The sequence below is a fragment of the Aeromonas molluscorum genome (assembly GCF_051376105.1).
Lineage (GTDB): Bacteria > Pseudomonadota > Gammaproteobacteria > Enterobacterales > Aeromonadaceae > Aeromonas > Aeromonas molluscorum.
In genome coordinates, this window is sequence record NZ_JBPQCY010000002.1 from 1,174,604 (window position 1) to 1,193,082 (window position 18,479).

Sequence of the window (18,479 nt, forward strand, 5' to 3'; positions counted from 1 at the left end):
CCCTTTGTTTTATATGGTGCCGATAAGGGGAATCGAACTCGTGACCTTCGCATTACGAATGCGCTGCTCTACCAACTGAGCTATATCGGCGTCGGTCTAGATTCCCGAAAATGCCCTGGCAAGTCAATGTGCCCGAATCGTTTTTATGAGTAGGCTCATGGTGTTACGGGGTGGATCAGAGATCGGCAAACTCCGGTATGTGGGCCCGACCACGGCTCTCGAGGAAACTGAGCAGGGCACGGGGAGAGCGGGCCAGGATCCGCTCCTCGGGGAAGCCCGTTTCGGTCACCAGACGTTGGCAATGTTCGAAGTCGCCGATACTGAAGGCGACATGGGAGTCGGAACCGAAGGTGAGGTAGGCTCCCAGATCCCGCGCCGCTTCGACGATGGCACGGCAGTTATCTTCACTGCCAGACCGGGAGTGGATAAAGGAGGAGTTGTTGACCTCCAGCGCGACCCTGTATTGTGCGGCGGCCCGTACTACGGCCTGGATGTCGATGGGAAAGGCGGGGTTGCCCGGGTGGCTTATCATGTCGACCCGGCCGCTCTTGATGGCGTTGATCATCGCCTGGGTGTGGGTCGCCTTGTCGCAAGGGGGAAACACGGGTTCATGGAAGCCGGCCATGATCATGTCGAGGCGGGATTCGTAGCGCTCGGGGAAGTCGATCTCTCCATCCAGATTCTTGATGTTGGCTTCGATGCCGCGCAGTATGCCGACCCCGTCGACGACTCGTGGCAGTACATGCAGGTTGACGAAGTGCCAGAAGTGGGGAGCATCGGCCATGTCGGGACCATGATCCGTGGTGGCAAACAGCTTGATCCCTTTGGCCTTGGCGATCGGCAGGTAGTCGTGGATGGTGCTGTAGGCGTGGGTGCTGGCGACCGTGTGGGTATGGGTGTCGACTGTGTATTTCATGGCGTTCCCCTTGATATTCAAGAGCGCCAGCATAGCAAATAGGGGAGAAGGGGGCCACGAAGAGGGCTTGCCATACTCTGTCACAATTGCCTGCAACTCTGACAAAGTTTGCCCGAGATGCTTGGGTAGTATGTGCTCATCGATGTGCAGCCTGAACTTCCATCGATGGGTTGGGTCAGGACGACGCAACCTTCTTTCCCCACCGTCGCTCTGCGGCGGTTTTTTTTATCTCTTTTTTACCTTTCAAATGGATGGCGCGCCTGCCTAGAGGCAAGGTTCTCCAGGCGTTGTCGTGAACATGGCCATAAAAAAATGCCCAATCAGCACGAGGCTGGTTGGGCGAGACTTAATGTTTAATTGCAGTGGCATAGATATAGAGTGCGTTCTTTGGTCAAAGTTCAAAGTTTTTTAATAAAACATTTCCCTAACCTCCGTTCACATTCTCTTGACACTCCAGGCTGTGAAACGTACTTTTTAAACATTCGTTTAAGTGGGGTGCACAGTGAGCAAGATTGATACCAAGAACCGTATTCTCGATGCTGCCGAGGTGTTGTTTGCCGAGCGGGGGTTCGCTGATACCTCTTTGCGTCTGATCACCGGCGAGGCCGACGTCAACCTGGCGTCGGTGAACTATCACTTCGGCTCCAAGAAGGAGCTGATCCAGGCGGTGCTGGACCGTTATCTCTCCCTGTTTATGCCGGAGCTGGACGCCAAACTGGTCTCCCTCATGGAGCAAGACGAGTTAACCTTGCTGCAGGTGTTCGAGAGCTTCGTCGGTCCCCTGATGAAGCTCGTTGCGGTACGCCACAATGGACCGGCGATCTTTATGCAGCTGCTGGGCCGTGGCTACATCGATAGCCAGGGTCACCTGCGCCGCTTCATCACCGGTCATTATGGCGCCGTGTTGCAGCGCATCACCCTGGCGATTTCCAAAGCCAATCCTGAGCTGACCCCGGCAGACTTGTTCTGGCGACTGCACTTCACCCTGGGCACTGTGGTCTTCACCATGGCCTCTGCCGATGCCTTGCGCGACATAGCCCAGGCCGATTTTGGCCAGCGTCTCGATGTGGAAGCGCTGGTGCGCAACGTTATTCCTTACCTGGCCGCCGGTGTCGGTGCGCCGGTGGAGTCGACCAGGTTATCCCTGGCTGTCTAATCAAAACAATAAGTTAACGGAACTGTGAAATAGAGGGAACTGAACCATGATCACATTGCTTGTCCTGCTGGTGGTGGCCGTTGCGGTAGTGCTCGGCGTCCCGGCTATCCGTAAGAAGCTGGTGACCCGTCCGGTCTTTGGCATCTTCAAGAAGATATTACCGCCCCTGTCTGCCACCGAGCGCGAGGCCATGGAGGCGGGCTCCGTCTGGTGGGATGGGGAGTTGTTTCGTGGCAACCCGGACTGGAAGAAATTGCATGGCTACGGCAAGCCGACCTTGAGTGCCGATGAGCAGAGCTTCATCGACAATCAGGTCGAGACCCTGCTCGCCATGATTGACGACTTCAAGATAGTCAACGAGACCAAAGACCTGCCCGAACCTGTCTGGGATTATCTGAAGAAAGAGGGTTTCTTTGCGCTGATCATCCCAAGATCCTACGGCGGCCGCGAGTTTTCGGCGATAGCCAACTCCACCATAGTGACCCGGATCGCCACCAAGAGTCTGAGCGTGGCGGTCACCGTCATGGTGCCCAACTCGCTGGGGCCGGGGGAACTGTTGATGCACTATGGCACTCAGGCCCAGAAGGATTTCTGGCTGCCGAGTCTGGCCAATGGCAAGGACGTACCCTGTTTCGCCCTGACCGGGCCGGAAGCCGGTTCCGATGCGGGAGCCATCCCGGACAAGGGCATCATCTGCAAGGGGCTCTACAAGGGGGAGGAGGTGCTCGGCATTCGCCTCAACTGGAACAAGCGCTACATTACCCTGGCGCCACGCGCTACCGTGCTTGGGCTGGCGTTCAAGCTCTACGATCCCGAGCAACTGCTGGGCGACAAAGAAGAGCTGGGTATCACCTGTGCCCTGATCCCGACCAGTCACCCCGGTGTGCGCGTCGGCGATCGCCACTACCCCATGGGGCTGGCGTTCTTGAACGGCCCGACTTTTGGCAAGGATGTATTCATCCCCATCGACTGGATCATCGGTGGGCCTGAGTATGCAGGACGTGGCTGGCGCATGCTGGTCGAGTGTCTCTCCGCCGGGCGTGGCATCTCCCTGCCAGCCCTGGGGGCCGCCTGTGGCCACATGGCGAGTCGCACCGTCAGTGCCTACGCCTATGTGCGTAAGCAGTTCGGCATGTCCATTGGCAAGTTTGAAGGGGTGCAAGAGGCTATGGCGCGCATCGGTGGCCTCACTTATCAGTTGGAAGGGGCGCGTCGCATGACGGCCGGTTCGCTGGATCTGGGTCAGGCGCCGGCCATCGTCACCGCCATTTCCAAGTATCACATGACGGAGATGGCGCGCCAGGTCATGGATGACTCCATGGATATCCACGCCGGTCGCGCCATCCAGCTCGGTCCCAAGAACTACACCGGCTACGCCTACATGGGCATACCGGTCGCCATCACGGTGGAAGGGGCCAACATCCTGACCCGTAACCTGATGATCTTCGGCCAGGGCGCTACCCGCTGTCACCCATATGTGTTTGCCGAGCTGGAAGCGGCGGCAGATCCGGACGGTGAGCGCGGTCTCGAGAAATTTGACGGCCTGCTGATGAAGCACCTGGCCTTCGGTGCCGGCAACTTTTTTGGTGCCCTTGGCCAGGGGTTGACCCTGGGCCGCTTCAACAGCGCCCCCGTGGGCGGCGAGACGGCGCGTTATTATCAGCAGCTGTCACGCATGAGCAAGGCGCTGGCCCTCTGTGCCGACATATCCATGCTGATGCTGGGTGGCGATCTCAAACGCAAGGAGATGATCTCGGCGCGTCTGGGGGATGTGCTGAGTCATCTCTACCTGGCCTCCTCGACCCTCAAGCATTACGAGGATCAAGGCCGCATGGTATCGGACCTGCCCTTCGTCCAGTATGCCCTGGAGCGTAACTTGCACCTTATCGGCAAGGCGTTCGATGGTTTCTTCCAGAACTTCCCGAACAAGGTCGTTGGCGCCCTGCTCAAGCGCGTGGTCTTCCCGTTTGGCATTCATTATCAGATGCCAGCCGATGACCGTTGTCACTCAATCTGCCAAGCCATGATGAAGCCGGGCGAGTTCCGCGATCGCCTCACCGCCTTGTGCTATGTGGGCAAGGATGAGCAGGATGCCGTCGGTCAGATGGAGCGTGCCTTCCTGGCTATGGTGGCGGTGCAACCTTTGGAGAAAAAGATTGCCCAGGCCCAGAAAGAGGGGCGTCTGCCCCGCAAGCTGGCGATTGCTGATCTGGTGAGCCCAGCCCTGGCCCAATCCATCCTGACCCAGGCGGAGGCCGACCAGCTGCTGGCCGCCGATGCCCTGCGTTACGAGGCCATCCAGGTTGACAATTTTGCCCCCGGCGAGCTCGAGTCCATGGGGCAAACCACCCGGGTCGACGACGCGGCATAAGATTTTTTCCTACTGTTTCAACCGGCCTTGATGGCCGGTTTTTTTGTTTGTATTTCGAGCATTTACAATTAATTGGATTTCCAGTGTAATGATTTGCCCCCTTACCCTTGGGGCAGGAAGCAGGCCCGCGGAGCGGGCCAATAACAACAAAATCAGGGAAGATGAAATGAATCTCGCCAAGACGGCGATCGAACGCCCCATTTGGGTGGCGGTCTCGGTCGTGCTCATCTTTTTGGCAGGACTGCTCAGCATGGGCAGCCTGCCGGTACAGCTATTTCCCGACATCGACAGGCCCCATCTCAACATTTCTGTCTCCTGGCGTTCGGCCTCGCCCCAGGAGATGGAATCCGAGATAACGGACCCCATCGAGCAGGAGCTGCAAGGGGTGCAGGGGCTCAAGAGCCTGACCAGCAACAGTTATCCCGGCTTCGTCGAGATGGATCTGGCGTTTGCCATCGGCACCGACATGCAGCGGGTCCAGCTGGAGATCATCTCTCGCCTGAACCGGGTCTCCAGTCTGCCGGACAACATAGATGGTCCCTATCTCAACAACTACAGCAGCAATGACACCCTGACCTTCTTCTTCATCCAGCAGCTGCCGGGGGCCAAGGGTGCCATTGATGATCAGCAGCCGCTGATCGAGTCCAGAGTCAAACCTGAGCTGGAGCGCATCCCCGGGGTATCCACCGTGGAGATTGATGGTATCAATGCCCGCCAGATCCAGATCCGCTTCGATCCCTATCGCGCCGCCGAGCTGGGGGTCGAGATCCCGGTGCTGGCAAGCCGTGCCGCCACCGGCTGGGACGTCTCTGCCGGTACCCTGGACATAGGGCGCTGGGAGTACAAGCTGCGCTTCGCCGGCCGTTATGACGTGGAGAGTCTCAAGGAGAAAGTGGTGGACTGGCGCGATGGCCTGCCCATTTACCTGCGCGATGTGGCGGAGGTGCGATTGACCCGGGAAGACTCCCCGGTGCTGCGCATCCAGAATGGCAATCAGGCCATCTCAGCCCAGATCTTCAAGGAGAACGGCGCCAATGCCCTGGCGGCTCTGGAGGCGATCAAGGCCAAAGTAGACGAGCTCAACCGCGAGGTGCTCGAACCCGCCGGGCTGCACATGGAACAGTCGTTCGATGCCTCTCTCTACATCAATCGCGCCATCCACATGGTGACCGCTAACCTGGGGCTGGGGGTGCTGCTCTCCTGCGCCATCCTCTGGGTCTTCCTGCGCCAGCTCAAGGCGACCCTGATGATCGCCCTCGCCATTCCCATCAGCATCATGCTGACCCTCTGCCTGCTCAAGCTGATGGACAGAACCCTCAATGTCATCTCCCTGGCCGGGATAGCGTTCGCGGTGGGCATGGTGCTCGATGCTGCCATCGTGGTGCTCGAGAGCATCTATCGGCGCCACGAACGAGGTGACATCGACAGGGCGGGGGCGGCCCTGGCCGGGACCAGTCAGGTGTGGGCGGCCCTGGTGGCCTCGACCCTGACCACGGTTGCCATCTTTTTGCCGGTGCTGCTGCTCAATGATGTCGAAGGCCAGCTGTTTGCCGATCTGGCGCTCACCATCGCCAGTGCCGTCACCGTCTCCATGCTGGTGGCCGTCTCCGTGCTGCCGGCCGTGGCGTCGCGCTGGATGGGGCGGGAGAGGCTGGCGGATCCCTATGACTGCTATTGGCGGCGGGCAACGGTGCGCATCCTCCACTGGACCCGCACCCCGGCGCGGCGCTGGACCATCATCTTCGTCATGATGAGCTTGCCGATGCTGGCCAGCTGGGCCCTGCTGCCCAAGATGAACTACCTGCCGGACGTGAAGCGCGACGCCATCGATGTCTGGATGAGCTTCACCCCCGGGGTTAACCTCCGGGCTCAGCGTGAAGAAGTGATAGACACCCTGATAGCCCGCCTCGACCCCTACATGAAAGGGGTCAAGGAACCCGCCCTCAAGAACTACTACATCATGCGCTACCCGGGCGGGGCCCAGATTGGCGTGCGGGCCAAGGATGATGGACGCATCAAGCAGCTGGAAACCCTGCTGATGAAAGAGTTGCTGCAGGGCATTCCCGATACCCGGGCCTTTGGCGGCCAGGGGTCACTGTTTGGCGGGTTTGACAGCGAGAACGGGGTCGAGCTGCTGCTCCAGGGCGGCGCCCTGCCCGAGCTGTACCAGGCGGCACGGGTGGCCATGGAGATAGTCAAAGGGGATCTGCCAGGCGCCCAGGTGCGGCCAGAGCCCTCCCTGGACTTCACTGCACCCGAGCTGCGGCTGGTGCCGCAAGATCGGCGACTGGCGGAGGTGGGCTGGGATCGAGGCCCCATGCCGACCATCATCCAGACCTTCGGGGATGGCCTGCGGGTTGGCGAGTATTTCGATGGCGACGAGCGGTTTGACATCCTGCTGATGGGGCAGACCTCGGGCAACCCGGACGATCTGAAGGCGGTGCCTCTGGCAACGCCCCGGGGTGGCATAGTGCCTCTGGGGGAGCTGCTCCGGGTCGAACATGACATGGGCCCCTCCGGCATCTTTCGCGCCGATGGCCGTCGTAGCCTGAGCCTGCATATTACCCCGCCAGAGGGGATGAGCATGGAACAGGTACTCGATACCCTCAAGGGTAAAAGCTTTGCCCGTATCCGCCCCCTGCTACCCGCCGGGGGAGAGTTGCGGGTCTTTGGCAATGCCGATAGCCTGCAGCAGGCGCTCGGCAGCCTGGGCAGTATCTTCCTGTTTGCCCTGGTGATACTGCTGGTACTGCTCTGGGGTCTGTTTGCCTCGGTCAGGGATGCCCTGCTGGTATTGCTGACGCTGCCGCTCGCCACCGTCGGTGGCGTGGTCGCGCTCAAGCTGAGCGGGCTGGTGGTGCCGCTGCCGATGGATCTGCTCACCATCATCGGCTTCGTCATTCTGCTGGGCCTGGTGGTCAACAACGCCATCTTGCTGGTACATCAGACCCGCACGGCCGAGCGGGAAGGGTTGGCACGGGGGGACGCCGTGGCCGATGCACTGCGTAGCCGGATGCGCCCCATCGCCATGACTAGCCTCACCAGCATCTTCGGCATGCTGCCCTTGATGCTGAGTCCGAGCGCGGGCAGTGAAATTTATCGGGGGCTGGCCACCGTCATCGTTGGCGGCATGAGCTGCAGTACCTTGTTTACGTTGATATTGCTGCCTGCTTTCTTGCGTCTGGGAGAGCGGGCGCCCGTGACCGCACCGCTGCGCCAGCGCGCCTGACCGGGGCTTGAGAAGAGGAGTGTCGGATCCATGGAAGGAGAGGGATGTGAATAAAATCATTGTCGGGGTCGTCCTGCTGGCCAGTTTGCCGCTCTGGGCCAAGCCAGTCACCTTGGCCGAAGTGACGCAAGGGGAGGCCGGGGCCAGCCTCTGGGTCAGTGGCACTGTGGCCAGTCGCCAGCAGGCCATGCTCAGCGCCGAGCAGAGCGGTCGGGTCGAGTGGATAGCCGATTTTGGCAGCCGGGTCGAGGCGGGGCAGGAGCTGCTGCGCCTCGACGCCGCGGCACTGCGCCTCTCTTTGGAGCAGGCCCGCGCCGAACACGCCAGGTGGGCCAGCAGCCTGCGTTTTGCCAAGGCGGAATTCGAGCGCCAGGACAAATTGCGCAAACAGAACAACGCCTCACTCAGCCAGTTCGACAAGGCGAGGCTGGAGGTGGAGCAGGCCAGTCTGGCGCTGCAGCTGGCGAGCATAGCGGCGCGCCAGATAGAGGAGCAGATCCGGCGCAGCCACATCTATGCCCCCTTTGATGGGGTGGTCAACCATCACTTCATTCAGCCGGGGGAGCACGTGGATGCAGGGGAGAATGCCCTGGAGCTGGTCAATCCCGATGCGCCGGATATCCGATTGCAGGCCCCCATCGACTGGGCCCTGCGTCTGGCGCTCCAGACCCGGCTCAAGGTTGAGGGGGGAGCACTGCGCGGCGAGGCGACCTATTACCAGCGGGCTGCTCGCGCCGATCCCAACTCCCGCCTCATCGAGTTGCGGCTTACCCCCGTGGAGGGTAGCTACATCATAGGGGCGCCGGTGCGTGTCGCCCTGCCCCTTGGCGAGCAGCAGACCATGCTGCTGCCCCGGGATGCCCTGGTGCTCAATACCGAGGGCAGCGTTGTCTATCGGGTGCAGGGGGAGGGGGATGCCCTGACAGTGAGCCGGGTGCCGGTCACCATTTTATTTGGTGACGAGCGCCAGGTCGCCATCAGCGGGGCGCTCAAGCAGGGCGACAGAGTGGTGGTGCGCGGCGCCGGCGCCCTGAGCGATGGGGACAAGGTGGAGCTCTATCGCGGCAGTTAATGCCTTAGTCCCCCAAGGCTGGTGGCGGGATGACAGCCACAAAAACGGCTCCCTCGGGAGCCGTTTATCAGCATGATGGGGCTCGTTACTCGACCATCATCACCTTGCAAGTGTTGGTGCTGCCGACGGTCTCCATCTTGTCGCCGTGGGTCAGCAGGACCATGTCCCCGCTCTTGAGCAGCCCTTTGCCCTTGAGCACTTCCAAGGCCTCGCGGCACACCTCGTAGACGGGGCGGCTCTCATCGGCATCGAACAATACAGGGGTGACGCCGCGGTAGAGGTTGGTCCAGGAGAGGGTCTTGGCGTGGGGAGACATGGCGAAGATTGGCAGGCCGGAGCTGATGCGTGACATCAACAGCGGTGTAGTGCCAGACTCGGTCAGCGCCACTATGGCCTGCACCCCTTCCAGGTGGTTGGCGGCATACATGGTCGACATGGCCACCGCCTCTTCCACCGAGGTGAAGGTGTAGCTCATGCGATGGTTGGAGACATTGATGCTGGGGTGCTTCTCGGCGCCCACGCAGACGCTGGCCATGGAGGTGACCGTCTCGATGGGGAACTGCCCGGCTGCTGTCTCGGCGGAGAGCATGACGGCATCGGTGCCATCGAGCACGGCGTTGGCCACGTCCATCACCTCGGCCCGGGTCGGCAGCGGGGCGTTGATCATGGACTCCATCATCTGGGTGGCGGTGATGACCACACGGTTGAGGCGGCGGGAGTGGCGGATCAGCTTCTTCTGCACGCCGACCAGCTCGGGGTCGCCAATCTCGACGCCAAGATCGCCACGGGCCACCATGACAGCGTCGGCGCCGAGGATGATGTCTTCCATCGCCTCGTCGGTGGCGACGGTTTCGGCGCGCTCTACCTTGGCCACTATCTTGGCGTTGGAACCGGCTTCGCGGGCCAGTTCGCGGGCGTAGCGCAGATCATCGCCACAACGGGGGAAGGAGACGGCCAGGTAATCCACGTTCATGCGGGCAGCGGTCTTGATGTCTTCCTTGTCTTTCTCGGTCAGGGCCGGGGCTGAGAGGCCGCCGCCTTGCTTGTTGATGCCCTTGTTGTTGGAGAGGGGGCCCGCCACAGTCACTGTGGTGTGAATGCGGGTACCTTCCACGCGCTCAACCTTTAGCTGCACCCGACCGTCGTCCAGCAGCAGTATATCTCCCGCCACTACATCATCGGGCAGGCTCTTGTAGTCGATACCAACTTGTTCCTGGCAACCATCACCTTTGCCCAGTGCGGCATCCAGGATGAAGCTGTCACCGATGGCCAGGTAGACCTTGCCATCCTTGAAGGTGGACACGCGGATCTTGGGACCCTGCAGATCCCCCATGATGGCGACGTGGCGGCCCAGCTTGGCGGCGATGGTGCGCACCTGCTCGGCCCGCTGGATATGGTCTTCTGCACTGCCGTGAGAGAAATTCATTCGCACCATGTCTGCCCCGGCGCGGATGATCCCCTCGAGGATCCCTTCGCGGTCGGTAGCAGGACCGAGTGTGGTCACAATTTTTGTACGTCTTGGCATGAAAGACTCCAGTTTGAAGTTGATATGACTTGAAATACTGTCCCGGCGGGCAGAGGCCCAAACGCCATCGGAGGGGATATTGTTGCTAAATGACAATACTACACAATGGCGGCGGGTACACCTATCGGGGGCACTGGGCCCCCGTCGACTCAGGCTGAGTGAGGTGTATCAAAGCGGGATTCGCGCAGACCTTCCTTGACCTTCTTCAGGTTTTCACGAAATTTCATGCCACGGCGCAGGGTGAAGCCGGTGGCCAGCACGTCGACCAGGGCAAGCTGGGCAATGCGCGAGGCCATGGGCATGTAGACATCGGTGTCTTCCGGCACGTCCATGGAGAGCACCAGATTGCACTCCCGGGCCAGGGGAGAGTCCTTGGCCGTCATGCCGATGACGGTGGCATCATTCTCGCGGGCCAGGGAGGCGATCTCGACCAGGGCCTTGGTGCGACCGGTGTGGGAGATGAGCACCACCACATCCCCTTCACTGCTGTTGATGCAGCTCATGCGCATCATGACGATGTCATCGAAGCTCACCACAGGGATGTTGAAGCGGAAAAACTTGTTCTGGGCATCCCGGGCCACGGCGGAGGAGGCGCCCAGACCGAAGAAGCTGATCTTCTTGGATTGGGTCAGGATATCGACGCAGCGATTGATGGCGGAGATATCCAGGCTGTTCTTGGCCGCATCCAGACAGGCCATGGTGGACTCGAAGATCTTGGCGGTGTAAATCTCGGGGCCATCTTCGGCTTCGACATGGCGATTCACATAAGGGGTGCCATTGGCCAGGCTCTGGGCCAGGTGCAGCTTGAAGTCGGGGAAACCCTTGGTGTCGAGACGACGGCAGAAGCGGTTGACCGTGGGTTCGCTGACATCGGCCAGTTTGGCGAGGGCGGCGATGCTGGAGTGGATGGCCGTCTGGGGAGAGGCAAGGATCACCTCGGCGACTTTGCGCTCCGATTTACTGAAACTTTCCAGATTGTTCGTAATCTTATCGAGGGTATTCATCATTACCACCAGGCTTTCTTGTAATTTAGCTTCAGTGTCTTTGCACTAAACAGGGGGCTAAAAAGGTTTCCAATTACGCCGATGACTATACAAGACAAGCGCTTATCGGAACTAATCTCGGCCCTGTAAAGTATGACTCATGTCTAATTATTTCGTTATTTTAGTTACAAATTTCCAGAACCCTTTTGAAACCGCTTACAAATGTTGCAAAGCAACAACACTGTGAGCTCGCGCACGTTTGTGGTGTCTGGCTCCCCTCGCCAGGGAGCGCCTCGGGTAGAATCCCAGCCAAATAATAAGCTCGGGTGTCAGCACTGCCGGGCCCTTAACGAAGGAACGAAGGAGTGATTATGCAGCATACCCATGCCCTGGTTGGCGATGTCGGCGGCACCAACGCCAGGCTTGCTTTGTGTGAATTGAGCTCAGGCACCATCACCTTGCCAAAGACCTATTCCGGATTGGAGCACCCCTCCCTGGAGGCGGTGATCCGTCTCTATCTCGCCGAACATCAGGTGCTGGTGAGTGAGGCTTGCATCGCCATCGCCTGCCCGGTCAATGGCGACTGGGTGGCCATGACCAACCACAGCTGGGCATTTTCCATCGAGCAGATGCAGGCCAGCCTGGGACTGACTCGTCTGCTGGTGATCAACGACTTCACCGCCGTCTCCATGGCGGTGCCTGTGCTTGGTGAGGATGACAAGATCCAGCTCGGTGGCGGCCAGGCCCAGCCAGGCAAGCCGGTGGCCATCTATGGGGCGGGCACGGGCCTTGGGGTCGCGCATCTGGTGCAGGCCGCGGGCCAGTGGCTGAGTCTGCCGGGAGAGGGGGGGCACACTGACTTTGCCGCCAACACGGAAGAAGAAGATGCCGTGTTGCAGGTGATGCGCGGTGAGCTGGGCCATGTCTCGGCCGAGCGTTTCCTCTCAGGCCCCGGGCTGGTGAATCTCTACCGTGGTCTGGTCAAATCCGATGGTCGCGAGCCAGCCGAGCTGGCCCCCAAGGACATCACCGAGCGGGCGCTGGCGGGATCCTGTCTCGATTGCCGTCGCACCCTGAGCCTGTTCTGCGTATTGATGGGACGTTTTGCGGGCAACCTCGCGCTCAACATGGGCACCTTTGGCGGCGTCTATATTGCCGGTGGCATAGTGCCGCGTTTCCAGGCGTTCTTCCTCGCCTCCGGCTTTCGGGTGGCGTTCGAAGACAAGGGGCGTTTCAAGCCCTATCTCAAGGAGATACCGGTCTTCCTCATCACTCATCAGGGGCCGGGCTTGCTCGGCGCGGGCGCCTATCTGCGTCAGGCCATGGGGATAGCGCTCTGATTCAGCCCCAATTAAGCCACGGCGGCTTATAGTGAACCCACGCATTCAAGACTCGTGAGGTCCGCAGGACGCGGAGTAGCGAGTCACCCGCTGAGTGTGTTTGTCACCTGACAAAGCCTGAACTGTATTTACCGGCCCTATGGGCCGGTTTTTTTATGCCTGTGTTTTGATGGGCTTACCAAAGAGGATTTAGAAACCGCTCTCGCGCAGCAGGACAGACGCGAGCTGGGTTGCCGCCTCGCCGAGCAGGCTGCGCTCGCTGCCGCTCAGCACGACCTTGCCCCGGGTCTCGCGCAAGCTGGCGGGAGCCTGCCCGAGCTGGATGCGCACCAGGAACAAGGTGTGGGTCGGCACCAGATCCTGCCCCTGGTTGCTGGTGGCGATGGGGCCACCAAAGCGGGAGCTAAGCATGGGGTACTTGAGCTTGCTGGCCCGGGTCGGGGCTATGTCGACCAGGGTGCCGGACAGGGGGGCGAGGACGCCGTCCGGGTAGAAGCGAACCTGACTGCCCAGTTGCAGGCGAGCGACATCGTCTGCCGCCACATACGCATCGAGCTGCCAGCTGCTGGGATCGACCAGTATGCCGACCGCTTGCTCGCTATTGAGCCACTGACCCGGCTGCCATTCGGGATCCACATCCAGCCAGAGGCCATCGAAGGGCGCTTGCAGCTTGAGCCTTGCTATCTCGGCGCGGGTAGCACTTGCCTCCCGGTATTGCACCCGCAGCCGCTCTCTCGTCGCCGTTTGTTCATTGAGACCCTGAGGATCATCCACCATGCCGCCCAAGCGAGCGCCGTAGCTCTGTATGTTCTGTTCATTGCTTCGTACCTTCCAGGCCAAATCCGGATCCACCAGTTGCAGCAGTGGCTCGCCTGCCTTGACCGGGCCAATGGGGCGCAAGGCGTCCAGTCTGGCGGGGAAGGGGGTAAATACCGGCAGTTGCCGTTCGGCGCGGGCCACGCCGCTGCCGTTGATCTCGCTGTGCCAGGGCAGGGCCAGCAGGGTGAGCAGGGTGAGCAGAGAGAGACCGAGCCAGAGTCGGCGGGGCCGGGCGACCTTGGCCCGCTCCTGCCACCAGTGCTTGAGCTCCCGCCAGACGGGCAGGAGGATGAACCAGCTGATTTCGACGCAGAACAAGAGGATCCCCAACAGCTTGAAGAAGAGTAAATAGACGGCGACGGCGATACCGAGAAAGAGCACCAGTCGGTAGAGCCAGGTCGCCACGGCGAAAGTGATCAGCAGGCGACGCTTGGATGCCGGGAAGGGTTCGGGCCAGGGCTCCATCAGACCGAGCAGGCGACGGCGCATGGCGACCCGGGCCAGGGCAGAGGCGCGTTCATGCAAGTTCGGGAAGTTGAGCAGATCCGAGAGGATGAAATAACCGTCGAAGCGCATGAAGGGGCTGGCGTTGAGGGCCAGCGACAGTATCCAGCTGGTGGTGGCGAGATAGAGCAGGCCGTTGCGCAGTGCCCCGTCTGCGCACAGGGCCCAGCCCAGGGTGGCCAGCCCGGCCAGTGCCAGTTCGGTCAATATGCCGGCACTGGCGATGGCGAGCCGCTGGCGGGAGTGCGCCAGCTTCCAGCTCTCGCTGGTGTCGGTATAGAGCATGGGCCAGAGCACCACGAAGGCGATCCCCATGTGAGCGACCCTGACCCCCTGGCGTGTCGCCACCAGGGCGTGGCCCATCTCATGCAGCGTCTTGGCCAGAGCGAGGGCGAGGGCGAAGCTGAACAGCCCATCGAGGGAGAAGGACTCCACCACCGCATGAGTGAATTGATCCCACTGTTGCAGCACCAGGAGTATGCCGAGCAGGCTGGCCCCGAGTACAACCCAGCCAGTGAGGGGGTGAAACAGCCAGCCGAGCCGGTTTACCAGTGCTTGCAGCCGGGCCTGGGGACGCAGCAGCGGCACCCGGAAGAAGAGGTAATGGTGCAGCCACCAGCGGCCGGTGAGCCAGGCCTTGCCCTCGCTCGCCTGGCACAGTCGCGCCACGGCCTGAGGGCTGGGACGCAGCAGTTGGTGACGTTCGAGAAATTGACAGAACCCCAATATCTGCTCTACCTCCGGGTGGAGGGCCGTCTCGGCGGCGATGGCCTGTTGCAAGCGGCGCGGGGTCTGTCCGGCCCAGCGCACCAGGCACTCGAACTCAAACCAGCCGATGCGGTAGAAGCGATTGACCACCTTGTCCTGGATGAGCCAGGCCGGTTCCCCATCCGGGTTGCGGCCAGTCGGGCAAAGCTGCAGGTCGTCACGCAGGGCTGGCAGGGGGAAGTCGGCGGGGTCCAGCATCAGAGCCCGCTCCAGGCGCGCAGGGCGGCCAGGGGGCGACGCAGCAGATAGTAGCCAAGCAGTACCCGTTCACCATAGAGTTTGGCGGTGCCGTGCAGGCCAAGCCGCGCGTGATCAGGGGCCTCTTCTATGCTGGCCAGCAGGCGATAGGCAACCACACCCTCGGCGTTGGTCTGTGCCTGATAGCTGGTCTCCAATATTTTGCCGCGCAGGGGCTGCAAGGGGTAGGCAGTGAGGAAGAGGGCCACCTCGGCGCCGGGCTCAAGGGCGATGGCATCGGCCACCGGCAGTTGAATGCGCATGGCGGGGCGGGCGGGATCCGCCAGCTGCATGATGCGCTCCCCGGTCACCACCGGCTTGCCGAGCCAGTCATTGGCATCGCTGAATACGGCGACCCCTGCGGCGGGGGCCAGCACCTGGCTGCGGCCCAGTTGCAACTGGACGCCATTGAGCTCGGCTCGCTTCTGTTGGGCGCGGCCGCTGAGCAGGGTCAACTCCCGCCGGCTCTGGGGGTTGTCAAAGGCCCGCTGGCTGGCGGCGAGCAGCTCGGCGTCGGCGACCGCGACCTCCTGGGTCAACACTTCCGCACGGTTGCGAAGGGTCGTCTCATCGAGGCGAAACAGCGGCGTACCGGCACTGACCGCCTGATTGGGGCGCACCTCCACCTCGGCGATGACCCCCGCCAGCGGGCTGCTGATCACCTGGCTCTGGCGCGACACTATCTCGGCTGGGGCCAAGGCGCTCTGGCGCACCGGGATGAGCAGCATGAGCCCGGCCACCAGGGCGACCAGCAGCAATTGGCGTCGACTCGGTCGCCAGCCCAGCAGCCGTGGCTGGTGGGTCAGGCTATGCCAGCAGTAGGCCCAGGTCTGCCAGACCCCCTGCATCAGGGTCAGCAGAGCCGCGGGTGGCTCCGCTTCCAGCAGCAGGCAGACCAGGCCGAGCCTGCCCCCCTCTGGCTGCTGGATGGGGATGCACAAGACGCCGTCCGGCCACCATTCACTCCAGCCGTCGACCAGCGATTCAGGCAGGTCCAGTGCCTCCCGCGCCAGCCAGATAAGGTAGGGGGAGTCCTCGCTCGGGCGGGCCAAACCGGAGACGCAGAGCAGCTCCTGGGCCTGACCGTGGTGGGCGAATACCAGCGCCTGATGGAAGGGCAACAACTGATAGAGGTCGTTGGCCATGGAGAAGGCGAGGGCGTTGAGGCTGGTGGCCGCCATGGCCCTGTCCCGCAGCGCGGTCAGGGCCAGCAGCAGCTGGGGGGAGGGGAGCCGTTCCGTCATTGGGTCAGGCGGGCGACGCCACTCATGCCAGCGACCAGCTCGGGATAAGATGCCTCCAATCTGGCCTCCAGCTCGACCGTCTGGGCCACGGCATCAACCCTGGCATTGATCCGGCTCACCTTGGCCGGGTAGGCCTTGCCCGTTTCGAGCACATTGACCTCGAGGGGCTGACCCTCCTTGAGCGTTGGCAGCAGACGGGAAGGCACGTTGAGCCGCACCTTGAGCGGGCCATCACTGACCAGGTCGAACAGCGGGGTGCCGGCACTCATGGTCTGATAGGGTTTGGCCTGCACCTGGGCGATGCGGCCAGCAAAGGGGGCCTTGACGTCACAATAGCTGCTGCGGGCACGGGCCAGGGCATCGGCCCCTTCGGCGCGCTGCACCCCGGTCGAGGCGATGGCCACTTCGAGATCGCCAACGGCATCAAGCTTGCGCAGGCTCCTCTTCGCACTGAGATCCTGGCGTGCCATCTGCAATTCAGCGCGGGCGACTCTGGCCTGAGCTTCCCCTTCCCGGCAGTCGAACCGAGCCAGCGTGGCCCCCTTCTTCACCGTTTGACCGAGTCTGCCCTGAAGTTCACCCAGGGTGCCGCTCATCTGGCTGGAGAGGGTCGCCTCCAACTCGGCGGCGAGCAGGATGCGGATCGCATTGGGATCGTCCTGGGCCGCGCCCAGGTTGGGGATGGCGGCACTGACCGGGAGGGGGCTCTCGGCTTGTGCGGTCAGGGGCAGCATGAACGCCAACCACAGCCAGGGCCCGAATGGGCGCCCGGGCTTAGCGTGCAAGGGCATAAGGAACTCCTCTGTTGGTGCCAATCAGCTCCTGGCTGGCCTGGCGCTTCATGGTCACTTCGATGGCATGAGACAGGGTCTTGATGTCGTTCTGGGCAATTTCGTCGGGCTGCACATCCAGGCCGACCGAGTTATAGAGCCGTCCCCATGCCGCTTGAGCCTGGGAGTATGCCGCCTCGCGCTGATAGCGCGACAGCAGGTAACGGCCTTCGGCCCGGATCACCTCGAGTTCGGAGCCCTGGCTGCTGGTGTTGGCGGCTTTGGCATAACTGAGCAGGCTTTCGTCGACCCGCAGACTCTCGTTGGCGAAGGCGACCTCCTGGGAGGCCAGGTTGTAGCGCAGCACCCCGACCCTGACCTGGGTCAGCACTGCCATGGAGAGGGCGACCCGACGGGCGTCATCAGTGGCTTCCTGGGACTCTTCCAGGCTCCAGATAGCAGGCAGTTGCAGGAATTTGAGCAAGTTGAGGGAGACCTGCAGACCCGCTTCGGACCAGTGATTGTTGTAGAGATACTTGTTGGAGTCGTAGTTATAACCCCAGTTCAGGCCGACATTGGGCCAAAGCTCCGCCTTGGCAATCTTGATGTCTTGCAGGTTGGCGCGCTTGCGGTACCACTCCTCCATGATCTCTGGGCGGTTCTCCAGTGCCATCTGCTCCAGGCTGTCGACTCGCTGAGTCAGGACCGGCAGATTGGGCTCTGGCTCATCGGCCAACACCATCTCGCTGCCGGGGGGCAGGGACATGAGGGCGGAGAGCTCGGCACGGGCGAACTCCAGATCCTGGCGCCGCTGGTTGAGCAGGGAGACTGAGTCGATCAGCGCGCGTTGATAGGCAAGGGCTTCCTGACGAGGCAGCAACCCCTGGGTTTCGGCCTGACGGGCGGAATCGAGCGCCATCTGGGTGCGAGCCATCAGCTTGTCGACCTGAGGCAACAGCCGCTGGGCACCGAGGGCGCGCCAGTAGGCGCTGCGCACATCTTGCAACACGTTTTGGGAGACCTTGCGGCGGCGCTCTTCCGCCATCATCACCTGATCGCCCTTCTGCTGACTGCGGTAGTAGGCCACGCCAAAATCGAGCAGGCTCCAGCTCAAGCCAAGACCGCTCAGGTCGCGGTAACGCTCCTGGGAGGTCGAGGCCCGCAGACTCTCTTCCCTGTCTTCAATACCGATAGAGGTGCCGCCGGAGTCGTTGCTGCGGCTGGCATAACCGGCCGAGGCGACTACGCGGGGCAGCATCTCGTAGCTGGAGAGGTCGTGCAGGTTTGAGGCCAGTGCCCCTTCCATCAGCTTGAGGCGATAGTCGAGGTTGTACTTGAGCGCCCGGGCCGCCGCCTCATAGAAGGTGATGGGATGGGTGACGGGCTCCTGCTGGCCATACATGAGCTTGCGATCCTGACGGATCCTCTCCTGCTTGTCCTGCGGGGTGTAAACCTCGGGCGGCAGGGCGCTGCAGGCGCCCAGCAGCAAGGTGGATGCGAGAGTAAGTGGTCGAAGAGCGTGTCTTGGCATCATCTGTCCTTAGA

At 61.8% G+C, this 18,479-nt stretch carries 12 protein-coding genes and 1 tRNA gene; 5 read left to right on the top strand and 8 right to left on the bottom strand.

Features of this window, described 5'->3' with window-relative positions; genetic code table 11:
• Positions 1 to 14: 14 nt before the first annotated feature.
• Together ACSMDR_RS16065 and ACSMDR_RS16070 are read right to left on the bottom strand one after the other, a co-directional pair.
• A tRNA-Thr gene (locus ACSMDR_RS16065) sits at positions 15 to 90 on the bottom strand.
• A gap of 85 nt (positions 91 to 175) precedes the next feature.
• Positions 176 to 916 carry a phosphatase gene (locus ACSMDR_RS16070; RefSeq protein WP_436468886.1) on the bottom strand — a complete coding sequence of 247 codons (741 nt, stop codon included), beginning with the start codon at positions 914 to 916 and terminating at the stop codon, positions 176 to 178.
• Between the two features lie 502 nt (positions 917 to 1,418).
• On the opposite strand from ACSMDR_RS16070, the gene psrA reads away from it, so the two are divergent.
• The 4 genes from psrA to ACSMDR_RS16090 all read left to right on the top strand — a co-directional run bounded on the left by psrA (position 1,419) and on the right by ACSMDR_RS16090 (position 8,744).
• On the top strand, positions 1,419 to 2,072 hold the full coding sequence (gene psrA, locus ACSMDR_RS16075) for a TetR family transcriptional repressor PsrA (RefSeq protein ID WP_005907173.1): 654 nt from the start codon (positions 1,419 to 1,421) through the stop codon (positions 2,070 to 2,072).
• A gap of 46 nt (positions 2,073 to 2,118) precedes the next feature.
• Positions 2,119 to 4,443, top strand: coding sequence for an acyl-CoA dehydrogenase (locus ACSMDR_RS16080; protein WP_436468887.1), 2,325 nt, complete (start codon positions 2,119 to 2,121; stop codon positions 4,441 to 4,443).
• Positions 4,444 to 4,609: 166 nt separating this feature from the next.
• A complete protein-coding gene (locus ACSMDR_RS16085; RefSeq protein WP_436468888.1) occupies positions 4,610 to 7,672 on the top strand; it encodes an efflux RND transporter permease subunit in 3,063 nt (1,020 codons plus the stop codon).
• A gap of 46 nt (positions 7,673 to 7,718) precedes the next feature.
• Positions 7,719 to 8,744, top strand: a complete 1,026-nt coding sequence (locus tag ACSMDR_RS16090; protein WP_436468889.1) for an efflux RND transporter periplasmic adaptor subunit — start codon at positions 7,719 to 7,721, stop codon at positions 8,742 to 8,744.
• Between the two features lie 85 nt (positions 8,745 to 8,829).
• Here the strand turns inward: ACSMDR_RS16090 and pyk are convergent, their stop codons facing one another.
• Complete coding sequence (gene pyk / locus ACSMDR_RS16095; RefSeq protein WP_436468890.1) at positions 8,830 to 10,269, bottom strand: pyruvate kinase; 1,440 nt, start codon at positions 10,267 to 10,269, stop codon at positions 8,830 to 8,832.
• A gap of 149 nt (positions 10,270 to 10,418) precedes the next feature.
• Positions 10,419 to 11,273 (bottom strand): MurR/RpiR family transcriptional regulator, encoded by an 855-nt coding sequence (locus ACSMDR_RS16100; RefSeq protein ID WP_169510552.1) that lies wholly within the window; start codon positions 11,271 to 11,273, stop codon positions 10,419 to 10,421.
• Positions 11,274 to 11,623: 350 nt separating this feature from the next.
• Here ACSMDR_RS16100 and glk point away from each other — a divergent pair, with 350 nt between their 5' ends.
• Complete coding sequence (gene glk / locus ACSMDR_RS16105) at positions 11,624 to 12,592, top strand: glucokinase (RefSeq protein ID WP_436468891.1); 969 nt, start codon at positions 11,624 to 11,626, stop codon at positions 12,590 to 12,592.
• A gap of 189 nt (positions 12,593 to 12,781) precedes the next feature.
• Here the strand turns inward: glk and ACSMDR_RS16110 are convergent, their stop codons facing one another.
• From ACSMDR_RS16110 to ACSMDR_RS16125, 4 genes are read right to left on the bottom strand one after another with little or no spacing between them, the layout of a single operon-like run.
• Positions 12,782 to 14,881 carry a site-2 protease family protein gene (locus ACSMDR_RS16110; RefSeq protein WP_436468892.1) on the bottom strand — a complete coding sequence of 700 codons (2,100 nt, stop codon included), beginning with the start codon at positions 14,879 to 14,881 and terminating at the stop codon, positions 12,782 to 12,784.
• Positions 14,881 to 16,164 carry an efflux RND transporter periplasmic adaptor subunit gene (locus ACSMDR_RS16115; RefSeq protein WP_436468893.1) on the bottom strand — a complete coding sequence of 428 codons (1,284 nt, stop codon included), beginning with the start codon at positions 16,162 to 16,164 and terminating at the stop codon, positions 14,881 to 14,883. Before ACSMDR_RS16115 ends, ACSMDR_RS16110 begins: the two co-directional genes overlap by 1 nt.
• Positions 16,161 to 16,955: an efflux RND transporter periplasmic adaptor subunit gene (locus ACSMDR_RS16120; protein WP_083940379.1), complete on the bottom strand. Its 795-nt coding sequence runs from the start codon at positions 16,953 to 16,955 to the stop codon at positions 16,161 to 16,163. The genes ACSMDR_RS16115 and ACSMDR_RS16120 overlap by 4 nt, the downstream gene beginning before the upstream one ends.
• Positions 16,939 to 18,465 carry a TolC family protein gene (locus tag ACSMDR_RS16125; RefSeq protein ID WP_436468894.1) on the bottom strand — a complete coding sequence of 509 codons (1,527 nt, stop codon included), beginning with the start codon at positions 18,463 to 18,465 and terminating at the stop codon, positions 16,939 to 16,941. The genes ACSMDR_RS16120 and ACSMDR_RS16125 overlap by 17 nt, the downstream gene beginning before the upstream one ends.
• Positions 18,466 to 18,479: the final 14 nt, after the last annotated feature.